This is a genomic window from Agromyces mariniharenae (assembly GCF_008122505.1).
In the GTDB taxonomy this organism is placed as follows: domain Bacteria; phylum Actinomycetota; class Actinomycetes; order Actinomycetales; family Microbacteriaceae; genus Agromyces; species Agromyces mariniharenae.
Map to the genome: position 1 here is coordinate 188,598 of NZ_VSSB01000002.1, position 11,950 is coordinate 200,547.

General features: G+C 69.9%; 11 protein-coding genes. 10 read left to right on the forward strand and 1 reads right to left on the reverse strand.

The genetic code is table 11. The annotated features are described in order from the left end of the window. Positions 1–153 precede the first annotated feature (153 nt). From FYC51_RS14215 to FYC51_RS14235, 5 genes are all read left to right on the forward strand, one after another. The gene (locus FYC51_RS14215) at positions 154–1,083 is read left to right on the forward strand and encodes an ABC transporter permease (protein WP_148734467.1); all 930 of its coding nucleotides are present in this window, start codon (positions 154–156) and stop codon (positions 1,081–1,083) included. Further along, entirely contained in the window at positions 1,073–2,029 is a 957-nt protein-coding gene (locus tag FYC51_RS14220; RefSeq protein ID WP_148734468.1) for an ABC transporter permease, read from the forward strand. Before FYC51_RS14215 ends, FYC51_RS14220 begins: the two co-directional genes overlap by 11 nt. After that, complete coding sequence (locus FYC51_RS14225; RefSeq protein ID WP_148734469.1) at positions 2,026–3,801, forward strand: dipeptide ABC transporter ATP-binding protein; 1,776 nt, start codon at positions 2,026–2,028, stop codon at positions 3,799–3,801. The genes FYC51_RS14220 and FYC51_RS14225 overlap by 4 nt, the downstream gene beginning before the upstream one ends. 228 nt (positions 3,802–4,029) lie before the next feature. Further along, the gene (gene typA, locus FYC51_RS14230) at positions 4,030–5,952 is read left to right on the forward strand and encodes a translational GTPase TypA (RefSeq protein WP_148734470.1); all 1,923 of its coding nucleotides are present in this window, start codon (positions 4,030–4,032) and stop codon (positions 5,950–5,952) included. Between the two features lie 201 nt (positions 5,953–6,153). Continuing rightward, positions 6,154–7,074, forward strand: coding sequence for a M23 family metallopeptidase (locus FYC51_RS14235; RefSeq protein ID WP_148734471.1), 921 nt, complete (start codon positions 6,154–6,156; stop codon positions 7,072–7,074). An 84-nt stretch (positions 7,075–7,158) separates the two neighbouring features. On the opposite strand, the gene FYC51_RS14240 is transcribed toward FYC51_RS14235, so the two are convergent. Continuing rightward, complete coding sequence (locus FYC51_RS14240) at positions 7,159–7,974, reverse strand: enoyl-CoA hydratase/isomerase family protein (protein WP_148734472.1); 816 nt, start codon at positions 7,972–7,974, stop codon at positions 7,159–7,161. A gap of 162 nt (positions 7,975–8,136) precedes the next feature. Here FYC51_RS14240 and FYC51_RS14245 point away from each other — a divergent pair, with 162 nt between their 5' ends. The 5 genes from FYC51_RS14245 to FYC51_RS14265 all read left to right on the forward strand — a co-directional run bounded on the left by FYC51_RS14245 (position 8,137) and on the right by FYC51_RS14265 (position 11,927). Then, positions 8,137–8,580, forward strand: coding sequence for a hypothetical protein (locus tag FYC51_RS14245; RefSeq protein ID WP_148734473.1), 444 nt, complete (start codon positions 8,137–8,139; stop codon positions 8,578–8,580). After that, on the forward strand, positions 8,577–8,984 hold the full coding sequence (locus FYC51_RS14250) for a histidinol dehydrogenase (protein ID WP_148734474.1): 408 nt from the start codon (positions 8,577–8,579) through the stop codon (positions 8,982–8,984). Before FYC51_RS14245 ends, FYC51_RS14250 begins: the two co-directional genes overlap by 4 nt. A gap of 38 nt (positions 8,985–9,022) precedes the next feature. Next, complete coding sequence (gene fdxA, locus FYC51_RS14255) at positions 9,023–9,343, forward strand: ferredoxin (RefSeq protein ID WP_148734475.1); 321 nt, start codon at positions 9,023–9,025, stop codon at positions 9,341–9,343. Between the two features lie 2 nt (positions 9,344–9,345). Then, positions 9,346–10,461, forward strand: a complete 1,116-nt coding sequence (gene dapC / locus FYC51_RS14260) for a succinyldiaminopimelate transaminase (RefSeq protein ID WP_148734476.1) — start codon at positions 9,346–9,348, stop codon at positions 10,459–10,461. 206 nt (positions 10,462–10,667) lie between these two features. Continuing rightward, positions 10,668–11,927 (forward strand): citrate synthase, encoded by a 1,260-nt coding sequence (locus tag FYC51_RS14265; protein ID WP_420797260.1) that lies wholly within the window; start codon positions 10,668–10,670, stop codon positions 11,925–11,927. Positions 11,928–11,950: the final 23 nt, after the last annotated feature.

Below are 11,950 nucleotides of genomic sequence, written 5' to 3' on the forward strand. Positions count from 1 at the left end.
GAGGCGCCCGTGGGGCGGCAGTCGAATCGACTGCCGCCCCACTCCCACGTATCCCCGGTGCGCTGCCGATCGGCGTAGCATCGTGTGGACGAACTCGCAAACGGTGAGGTTTCTTTCAACATGTCAACATCCACGAACAGCGGGGCCTGATCCATGGCCGGCTACATCGTGCGCCGACTGCTTCAGGCGATCCCTGTCCTGCTCGGCACCACCTTCCTGATCTACTTCATGGTCTTCGCAATGCCCGGAGACCCGATCGTCGCCCTCTTCGGCGACAAGACCCCGCCCCCGCAGGTCATCGAGCAGCTGCGTGAGCGCTACCACCTGGACCAGCCGTTCATCGTCCAGTACTTCATCTTCCTCGGCAACATCTTCCGCGGAGACCTCGGCACCTCGTTCTCGGGCCAGCCCGTCTCGGAGATCCTGGCGGCGACCTTCCCCGTCACGCTCCGCCTCGCGGTGCTCGCCATCTTCTTCGAGATGGTCGCCGGCATCACGGTGGGCCTCATCTCGGGCCTCCGCAAGGGCGGCATCTTCGACGCGAGCGCGCTCGTCGTCAGCCTCATCCTGATCTCGCTGCCGATCTTCGTGGTCGCGTTCGTCGCCCAGTACATCTTCGGCATCCAACTCGGATGGTTCAGGACCACGGTGGGCACCGGCGCCCCGACACAGGACCTGATATTGCCCGCGCTGGTGCTGGCGACGATCAGCTTCGCGCAGATCACCCGACTGACGAGGGCGTCGGTCATCGACACGGACACGCAGGACTTCGTTCGCACCGCCGCGAGCAAGGGCCTGTCGCGCAACCGCATCGTCCCCGTGCACATCCTGCGCAACTCGCTCATCCCCGTCGTCACCTATCTCGCCGTCGACTTCGGCGTGCTGATGGTCGGCGCGACGGTCACGGAGGGCATCTTCAACGTGCCCGGCGTCGGCCGCACCCTCTACCAGGCGATCATCCGCGGAGAGGGACCCACCGTCGTCTCCTTCGTGACCGTCATGGTGCTGATCTACCTCGTGGTGAACCTGCTGGTGGATCTGCTGTACGCCGTTCTCGACCCGAGGATCCGCTATGCCAAGTAACACCACCAGACCCGATCAGCAGCACTACGTCGCGCCGATCGAGGAGACCCCGCTCGTCGCGATCGACAAGGTCCAGACCGACGGCAAGCCCTCGAACCTCTGGCGCGACGCGTGGAACGACGTGCGCAAGCGCCCGATGTTCTGGATCTCCTCCGCGCTCATCGTGCTCGTCGTGATCGTCGCGCTCTTCCCGGGCCTGTTCACGCAGGTCCCGCCGAACAACGACTGCCAGCTCGCGAACAGCAACGGCGCGCCCACCGAGGGCCACCCGCTCGGCTTCACGAAGCAGGGCTGCGACATCTACTCGCGCATCATCCACGGCACGGCGACGTCGCTCTCGGTCGGCATCATCGTGACCGTGCTGGTGTTCACGCTCGGCATCGTCTTCGGCGCCTTCGCCGGCTTCTACGGCGGCTGGCTCGACTCGGTGCTCTCGCGCCTCGGCGACATCTTCTTCTCGATCCCCTACATCCTCGCGGCCGTGGTCATCATGTCGGTGTTCTCGCAGTACGCGAACGTGTGGGTGATCTCGCTCGCCATCGGCATATTCGCGTGGCCGGCGACAGCACGTGTGCTGAGAGCCGAGATCCTCAGGGTGAAGAACTCCGACTTCGTGATGGCGGCCACCGCCCTCGGCGTCTCGCGGTTCCGCATCCTGCTGCGCCACGTGCTGCCGAACTCGATCGCGCCCGTCATCGTCATCACGACGATCTCGCTCGCGTCGGCGATCGTCGCGGAGGCGACCCTGTCGTTCCTCGGCGTCGGCCTGCCCTCGTCCACCATGTCGTGGGGCAACGACATCAGTCAGGCGCAGACCGACCTCCGGACCGCACCGCAGGTGCTCATCCTCCCGTCCATCGCGCTGTCCGTGACCGTGCTGAGCTTCATCATGCTCGGCGAGGTCGTCCGTGACGCGCTCGACCCGAAGGCGAGGGCGCAGCGATGACCGAGATCGTCAACGACACGAACGACACCCAGGTGGAGACCTCGGTCGACACCGGCGAGCGTCCCCTCCTCGAGATCAAGGACCTCCAGGTCGGCTTCAACACCCAGGACGGCCTCGTGAAGGCCGTGGACGGCGTGAACATCACGCTGTACCGCGGCCAGAGCCTCGCCATCGTGGGCGAGTCGGGCTCGGGCAAGTCGACGACCGCGCACGCGATCATCAAGCTGCTCCCCGGCACGGGCCACATCTCCGGCGGCCAGATCCTCCTCGACGGCCAGGACCTCACCAAGGCGTCGAAGAAGGAGATGGAGTCGATCCGCGGTCGCAAGATCGGCTTCGTCCCGCAGGACCCGATGTCCAACCTCAACCCGGTGTGGTCGATCGGCTTCCAGGTCGAGGAGGCCATCAAGGCGAACGGCATCGCGACCGGGCGCAAGGAGGTCAAGAAGCGCGCGATCGAGGTGCTGAAGCAGGCCGGCCTCCAGGACGCCGACCGGCGCCTGAAGCAGTTCCCGCACCAGTTCTCGGGCGGCATGCGCCAGCGCGTGCTCATCGGCATGGGCCTCGCGGCCGACCCGCAGCTGCTCATCGCCGACGAGCCCACCTCGGCGCTCGACGTCACGGTGCAGCGCGTGATCCTCGACCACCTCGAGTCCCTCACCCGCGAGCTCGGCACGACCCTGCTGTTCATCACGCATGACCTCGGCCTCGCCGCCGAGCGCGCAGAGCAGCTCGTGGTCATGTACAAGGGCCGCGTCGTCGAGTCCGGTCCGTCCGTGCAGATCCTGCAGAACCCGCAGCACCCCTACACGCAGCGCCTCGTGGCGGCGGCCCCGAGCCTCGCCTCGCGTCGCATCCAGGCGTCGGGCAGCATCTCGGCGGCCGAGTCGTCGATGGCCGAGGACGCCTCCGCGGCGGCCGGTGACACCATCGACCTCATCGCCACGGCCGAGGCCCGCGCCGAGGCGCTCGAGGCCGCGGCATCCGCCCCGCCCGCGATCGTCGTCGAGGACCTCACCAAGGTCTTCAAGATCCGCGGCTCCGGCGACTTCACCGCGGTCGACGAGGTCTCGTTCCAGATCGCGAAGGGCACCACCACGGCGCTCGTCGGCGAGTCGGGCTCGGGCAAGTCGACCGTCGCGAAGATGCTGCTGAAGCTCGAGGACGTGACGAGCGGCAAGATCGTCGTCGGCGGAAAGGACCTGGCGAGCGTCACCGGCAAGGAGCTGTTCGACCTCCGAAGCAGGATGCAGCCGGTGTTCCAGGACCCGTACGGCTCGCTCAACCCGCTGCGCAACATCGGCAACACCATCTCGGAGCCGCTGTTCACGCACAAGGTGGGCACCCGTGCGGAGCGCCGCCAGCGCGTGTTCGAGCTGCTCGACCAGGTGTCGCTGCCGCGCACGCTCATCAGCCGCTACCCGAACGAGCTGTCGGGCGGACAGCGCCAGCGCATCGCCATCGCGCGTGCGCTCGCGCTCAAGCCCGAGATCGTGGTGCTCGACGAGGCCGTGTCGGCGCTCGACGTGCTCGTGCAGGCCCAGATCCTGCGCCTGCTCGCCGACCTGCAGGCCGAGCTCGGACTCACCTACCTGTTCATCACCCACGACCTCGCCGTCGTGCGCGTCATCGCCGACAACGTGTGCGTGATGCAGCGCGGCAAGATCGTGGAGGCGGCGACCACCGACGAGGTGTTCGACAACCCCAGAGAGCAGTACACCCGCGACCTGCTCGCGGCGATCCCGGGGGCCGGCATCCAGCTCGGGGCGTAGTCCCGCGACGACCGCGACGCCCGGCATCCGCTCACCCGGATGCCGGGCGTTCGGCGTTCCCAGCCGAAGCCGGGCCGCGCACGGTAGGCTTGCATGGCGCGCGCCGCGCTTCGGCTCCGCGCGATCCCACCGACCTTCACCACACAGCGCTTCCGCGCTGCCGTCGTGCCGCCCGCCCAGGGCCGCGCCGGTGCCATGTGACGACACGCACCCACTGAGGACCCACCAATGGCCAACGCCACCCGCAACGACCTGCGCAACGTCGCGATCGTCGCCCATGTCGACCACGGCAAGACGACGCTCGTCGACGCCATGCTCAAGCAGACCAACTCGTTCGCCGAGCACGCGCACGTCGACGAGCGCGCGATGGACTCCAACGAGCTCGAGCGCGAGAAGGGCATCACGATCCTCGCGAAGAACACCGCGGTCGAGTACCGCGGTGCGCACGCGAACGGCGGCGCCGTCACCATCAACGTGATCGACACCCCGGGCCACGCCGACTTCGGCGGCGAGGTCGAGCGCGGTCTCTCGATGGTCGACGGCGTGGTGCTCCTCGTCGACGCGAGCGAGGGCCCGTTGCCGCAGACCCGGTTCGTGCTGCGCAAGGCGCTCGAGGCGCGACTGCCCGTGATCCTGCTCGTCAACAAGACCGACCGGCCCGACGCGCGCATCGACGAGGTCGTCGCCGAGAGCCAGGACCTGCTCCTCGGCCTCGCGAGCGACCTCGCCGACGACGCCGCGTCCGCTGGAACGGATGGCGACCTCGACCTCGACGCCATCCTCGACGTCCCCGTCGTCTACGCCTCCGGAAAGGCCGGCCGCGCCTCCAGCACGAAGCCCGCCAACGGGAGCCTGCCCGACAGCGACGACCTCGAGCCGCTGTTCGAGGCCATCCTCCAGCACGTGCCCGCGCCGACCTACGACGACGAGGCGCCGCTGCAGGCATGGGTGACGAACCTCGACGCCTCGCCGTTCCTCGGCCGCCTCGCGCTGCTCCGCGTGTTCAACGGCACCATCCGCAAGGGCCAGACGGTCGCGTGGGTGCGCCACGACGGCTCGCACTCCAACGTGCGCATCACCGAGCTGCTGAAGACGAAGGCGCTCGAGCGCTTCCCCGCCGACGACGCCGGACCCGGCGACATCATCGCCGTCGCGGGCATCGAGGACATCACGATCGGCGAGACCCTCGCCGACCCCGAGGACGTGCGCCCGCTGCCCGCGATCCACGTCGACGACCCCGCGATCTCGATGACGATCGGCACCAACACCTCGCCCATCGTCGGCAAGGTCAAGGGCCACAAGCTCACCGCCCGCATGGTGAAGGACCGCCTCGACCGCGAGCTGGTCGGCAACGTGTCGCTGAAGGTCGTCGACATCGGCCGCCCCGACGCGTGGGAGGTGCAGGGCCGCGGCGAGCTCGCGCTCGCGATCCTCGTCGAGCAGATGCGCCGCGAGGGCTTCGAGCTCACCGTCGGCAAGCCGCAGGTGGTCACCCGCACCATCGACGGCAAGGTGCACGAGCCCTACGAGCACCTCACGATCGACGCGCCCGAGGAGTACCTCGGTGCGATCACCCAGCTCCTCGCCGCGCGCAAGGGCCGCATGGACAACATGGCGAACCACGGCACCGGCTGGGTGCGCATGGAGTTCATCGTGCCGAGCCGCGGGCTCATCGGCTTCCGCACCGAGTTCCTCACCATCACGCGCGGCACCGGCATCGCGAACGCGATCTCGCACGGCTACGACGAGTGGGCGGGCGCCATCACGACGCGCAACAACGGCTCCATCGTGGCCGACCGCGCCGGCGTGGTCACGCCGTTCGCCATCATCGCGCTCCAGGAGCGCATGACCTTCTTCGTGAACCCCACCGAGGAGGTCTACGAGGGCATGGTCATCGGCGAGAACTCCCGCAACGACGACATGGACGTGAACATCACGAAGGAGAAGAAGCTCACGAACATGCGTTCGTCGACGGCCGACACCTTCGAGTCGATGACGCCCTCGCGCCAGCTCACGCTCGAGGAGTGCCTGGAGTTCGCCCGCGAGGACGAGTGCGTCGAGGTCACGCCCGAGAAGGTGCGGATCCGCAAGGTCGAGCTCGACCAGACGGCCCGTGCCCGGGCCGCGTCGCGCCTGAAGAAGCAGGGCTAGCAGGGGCCGTTCGACGGACGCCCGGGGAGTGCCTCGGGCGTCCTTCGGCGTCTGCGGGGCCTCGTCGAGTGAATCGTTTCGGAAAGCGTTCTCAGGGCTTTCCCAGATAACGGTTCGATAACGGAGGAACCTCCCAGACTGGGTACGTACTGTAGCCGGGATTGTCTCAACGCCCCCGAACCCGAATACGTAACGCACTGCATGACTCCCCCCAAGCACGGCCGTCGCGCCGCCCCCAAGCCCCCTGCCCGCTTCAGCACCAGATCCACTCGATCGACCCGTGATTCCGCCGCGCGCTCCAGCGAGCGACGCACGGCCGCGGCGGACACGGCAGCCGCCACGGCCGCAGCCGCCACGGCTCCGACGCGCACGGCCGAGACGCCGTCGACCCGCCCCCAGGGCCGTCGGCGGCGTGCGCTCCGACCGGCGTTCTCGATGCTCGCGATGTCGTTCGTCGGCGGCATGATGATCGCGACGAGCGTGCCCGCGCTCGCGATCAGCGCGACCGACGCCGAGCACCGCGCCTCGGTCTACGCCCCGGTCGATGACACGATCTCGCTCGACCCCCAGACGCTCGACGTCGCGAGCGAGGCCGAACTCGAGCCGATGTCGGTCGAGGGCTACGCCGTCGAGGCGGCCCCGCCGCCCATCATGAGCGAGGTCGCCGGACTCGGCTCGGTCTCGGTCGTCGAGTCCGACCGCATCGTGTGGCCGGTGATCGACTGGTCGAAGCGGGCGTCGGGCTTCGGCCCGCGCGACGCCCCCTGCTCGGGCTGCTCCACGAACCACGACGGCGTCGACTTCAACCCGGGCAACGGCACGCCCGTGATGGCGGTCGCCGACGGCGTCGTCGTGCTCGCGACCGAGAACGGCGGCGGGCTCGGCGTGAACGTCGAGGTGCAGCACAACATCGGTGGCGAGCTCATCACCACCTCGTACGCGCACATGCAGTACGGCTCGCTCCAGGTGTCCGAGGGCCAGCGCGTCAGCGCCGGCCAGCAGGTCGGCCTCGTCGGCTCGACCGGCCAGTCGACCGGTCCGCACCTGCACCTCGAGATGTTCGGCGCCGACGGCGTGCGTTTCGACGGGTTCGCCTGGCTCTCCGAGCACGTCAACGCGTGACGGATGCCGCGGGGCCGGCGCTTTCGTCGGCCCCGCGGTCCCCGCGGTCGTGCGAGATCCTCGGGCCGAAGGCGCGCTGACGCCTCAGGCGCCGCCGAACCGCGGCTCGCGCTTCTCGAGGAACGCGGCGACGCCCTCCTGCATGTCCTCCGTGCGGAACGCGTCCTCGAACGCGCCGACCTCGATGTCGCTCGCGACCTCGGTGGGCCGACCCGCCGCCTCGACGAGCACGCGCTTGGCCGTGCCGACCGCGGTGGGGGAGTTCGTCGCGATCAGCTCGACGGTCGCGCGCGCCCCGTCGAGGAGCGCCGCGCGGTCGGTGAAGCTGCGGGCGACGAGGCCGGAGTCGAGCGCCTCGTCGATGCCGATCCGCCGTCCGGAGTAGATGAGCTCCTTGGCGCGGGCGAGGCCGACCGCGCGCGGCAGGCGCACGGTGCCGCCGAAGCCGGGGATGAGGCCGAGCTTCACCTCGGGCTGGCCGAACGTCGAGGCATCCGTCGCATAGATGAGGTCGCAGGCGAGCGCCATCTCGAGCCCGCCGCCGAGCGCGTAGCCGTCGACGCAGGCGATGACCGGCGCGGGGAGCGCCTCGATCGCGGCGGCGGCACGGTGGCCCCGGCGCGAGAGGGCGGCGGCCTCCTCGGGTGAGAGCGAGGTCATCGCGCGGATGTCGGCGCCCGCGACGAACGCGCGCCCGCCCTCGCCGACCAGCAGCACGCCCCGGATCGCCGGCACGTCGTCGGCCAGCGCCAGGAACGCGGCCTCGAGCTCCCCGAGCACCGAGGCCGAGAGCGCGTTGAGCGCGGCGGGCCGGTCGATCGTGACGATCGCGACCTTGCCGTCGCGCTCCACGCGCACCGCCCGCTCGCCGTCGCCCCCGGTCGCTGCAGCATCCGACATCGTCATCGAGTCCTCTCCGGCGGCGCCGGCGCCGCGCCTCACCCACGCTACGGCATCGTCGCGGGCGAGCGTCGAACGGTAGACTCCGAGCGAGCGGATGCCGCGGCTCCGCGCCGCGCACCGGCTCGCCCTCCGCCATCCGTCGCCACCGAGGAGTCCGCCATGTCGACCCCGACGACCCGCACCCGTGCCGCCATCGCCCTCGCGATCGCCGGCGTCACCGCGTCACTCCTGACCGGCTGCAATCCCGCCGACGTCGTGCAGCAGGGCGTCGAGGACGCCATCGAGGGCGCGACGGGCGGCGACGTCAGCCTCGGCGAACTGCCCGAGGGCTTCCCCGAGTCGGTTCCCGTGATCGACGGCGACATCTCGATCGGTGCCGGGGGAGCGGCGGACGGCACGGAGGGCTGGGTGGTCACGGTGACGTCCGAGGCCGCCGATCCGATGGCCGATGCGGTGGCCGCCCTCGAGTCGGCGGGCTTCACCAAGGACGAGTCGATCGCGACGGGCGGCGTGGGCGCCGAGTTCTATTCCGACGGCGAGTACTCCGTTCTGCTCGTCGGCCAGGGATCGTCGGTCGTCTACACCGTGACCCCGGTGCAGTGAACGACCAGCATCGCCCGACGCTCCTCGCGCGCGTCGGCACGTACGCCCTCGCCTTCCTCATCGGCGTGATCTACGGTGCGGTCGCCACGATCGGCCACCGGCAGGCCATCCGCATCGGCGACGTCGAGCTCCCGTGGGGCCTCGTGCTGGCCCTCGTCGGCGTCTTCGCGCTCCTGCTCGGCATCCGGCTCGTCGCGGGCGGGCGCTGGGCCGCCGCGGCCACCGGCGCCGGGATCGTGGGCATCGTCGCGCTGCTCACGCTGCCCGGACCAGGCGGGTCCGTGCTGGTCGCCGGCGACCTCGTCGGCACCATCTGGGCGGTCGGGCCCGCGCTCATCGCGGTGCTCGTGGTCGCATGGCCGAGCCTGCCCGCGCGACGCACCGCCGTCGCCGACGGCGCATAGACTGGTATCCCAGCCATCCGAGAGGACAGCGAGTCACCGTGACCTATGTCATCGCCCTGCCGTGTGTCGACGTCAAGGACCGGGCCTGCATCGACGAGTGCCCCGTCGACTGCATCTACGAGGGTGAACGCTCGCTCTACATCCACCCCGACGAGTGCGTGGACTGCGGCGCCTGCGAGCCCGTGTGCCCCGTCGAGGCGATCTACTACGAGGACGACCTCCCTGAGGAGTGGGCCGACTACTACAAGGCCAACGTCGAGTTCTTCGACGAGGTCGGCTCGCCGGGTGGTGCCGCGAAGGTCGGCGTGATCCCCAAGGACCACCCGATCATCGCCGCCCTGCCGCCGCAGGGCCACTGAGCATGGCGCGAGGCGACCTGCCCGACTACCCCTGGGACCTCATGGGTCCCTACCGCCATCGGGCCGCGTCGCACCCGGGCGGCATCGTCGACCTGTCGATCGGCTCGCCCGTCGATCCCACGCCCGACGTCGTTCGCGAGGCGCTCGCCGTCGCCACCGACGCGCACGCGTACCCCACCACGGTGGGCACGCCCGAGCTCCGCGCCGAGATCGTGCGGTGGTTCGAGCGGCGCCGCGGCGTGCCGGGGCTCACCGAGGCGAACGTGCTGCCGACGATCGGCTCGAAGGAGCTCGTCGCGCTGCTGCCCTTCCTCCTCGGCCTCGGCGAGGGCGACATCGTGGTGCACCCGCGCGCGGCCTACCCGAGCTACGAGATGGGCGCCGTGCTCGTCGGCGCGACCGCGATGGCCGCCGACGACCCGGCGGAGTGGCCCGTCGGCACCCGGCTCATCTGGCTGAACAGCCCCGGCAACCCCGACGGCCGGGTGCTCACGATCGAGGAGCTCCGCGCGGCCCGTGCACGCGCACGCGAGCTCGGCGCCGTCATCGTGGGCGACGAGTGCTACGCCGAGCTCGGGTGGGAGGGGCGCTGGGCCGACGAGCCCGTGCCGAGCCTGCTCGACCCCGCCGTCACCGACGGCGACCGCCGCGACACGCTCGTCATCTACTCGCTCTCGAAGCAGTCGAACATGGCGGGCTACCGCGCCGCGTTCATGGCCGGATGCCGCACCCTCATCGCGCGCATCACCAACGTGCGCAAGCACGCGGGGCTCATGCTCCCGCAGCCGCTGCAGCACGCGATGGTGGCCGCCCTCGGCGACGAGGCGCACGTCGCGGAGCAGAAGGAGCGGTACCGGGCACGGCGCGGCATCCTGAAGACGGCCCTCGAGGAGGCCGGCTTCCGCATCGACCGCAGTGAGGCGGGGCTCTACCTCTGGGCGACCGAGGGCCGCGACGCGTGGGACAGCCTCGGTCGTCTCGCCGACCTCGGCATCCTGGGCGGTCCCGGCCACTTCTACGGCGTGCACTTCCCCGAGCACGTGCGCCTCTCGCTCACGGCGAGCGACGAGCGCATCTCGGCCGGCGCGGAGCGGCTTCGGGCGGCCGTCCACCCCTGATCGCAGGGGCTGTGCATCCCCTCAACGGGAGCCCTGATCTCTTGGCGGATGCCACAGTGTGCCGCGACCACGTCTAGGCTGTACTCGGATCCGCGGCCCTTCGGCCCCAATTCGGAAAGCAGGTGACCGCGAACGTGACGATCACAGGAGGCGCCGTGAGCGACGTCGTGACCCCGGCGAACGGGCAGGACCCCGACGCCGCCACCCTGTCCTTCCCGGGCGGCACCGCGGACTTCCCGATCCGCCGCGCCGTCGACGGCAACTCGAGCATCGACCTGTCGACCCTCACCCGCCAGACCGGCCTCACCGCGCTCGACTACGGCTTCGTCAACACCGCATCCACCCGCTCGGAGATCACCTACATCGACGGCGAGCAGGGGATCCTCCGGTACCGCGGGTTCCCCATCGAGCAGCTCGCCGAGCACTCGACGTACCTCGAGGTGGCGTGGCTGCTGATCTACGGCAGCCTCCCGACGACCGACCAGCTCGCGGAGTTCGACGAGAAGATCCGTCGCCACACGCTCCTGCACGAAGACCTGAAGCGCTTCTTCTCGGCGCTCCCGCACACCGCGCACCCGATGGCCGTGCTCTCGAGCGCCGTCTCCGCGCTGTCGACCTACTACGAGGACTCGTCCGACCCGCACGAGAACGACCACGTCGAGCTGACGATGGTGCGCCTGCTGGCGAAGCTCCCGGTGATCGCCGCCTACGCGCACAAGAAGAGCATCGGCCAGGCGTTCCTCTACCCCGACAACTCGCTGAGCTTCGTCGACAACTTCCTGCGCCTCAATTTCGGCAACATGGCCGAGCCGTACGCGATCGACCCGGTGCTCTCGAAGGCGCTCGACCGCCTGCTCATCCTCCACGAGGACCACGAGCAGAACGCGTCGACGTCGACCGTGCGCCTCGTCGGCTCCACGGGCGCGAACCTCTACGCGTCGATCTCCGCCGGCATCCAGGCGCTCTCGGGACCGCTCCACGGCGGCGCGAACGAGGCCGTCCTGCAGATGCTCGCCCGCATCCGCGACTCGGGCGAGGGCGTCGCCAAGTTCGTCGAGCGCGTCAAGCGCAAGGAGGACGGCGTCAAGCTCATGGGCTTCGGCCACCGGGTCTACAAGAACTACGACCCGCGCGCCAAGCTCGTGAAGGAGTCGGCCGACGAGGTGCTCGAGGGCCTCGGCGTCAACGACCCGCTGCTCGACCTCGCGAAGGAGCTCGAGCAGATCGCCCTGGAGGACGACTACTTCCGCGAGCGCCGCCTCTACCCGAACGTGGACTTCTACACCGGCGTGATCTACAAGGCGATGGGTTTCCCCACGCGGATGTTCACGGTGCTGTTCGCGATCGGCCGCCTGCCCGGCTGGATGGCGCACTGGCGCGAGATGAACCTCGACCCGCAGACGAAGATCGGCCGCCCGCAGCAGCTGTACGTGGGCGAGCCCGCTCGCGGCTACCCCTCGGCCTGACACGCTCGCGAGAGCGCTCGCGC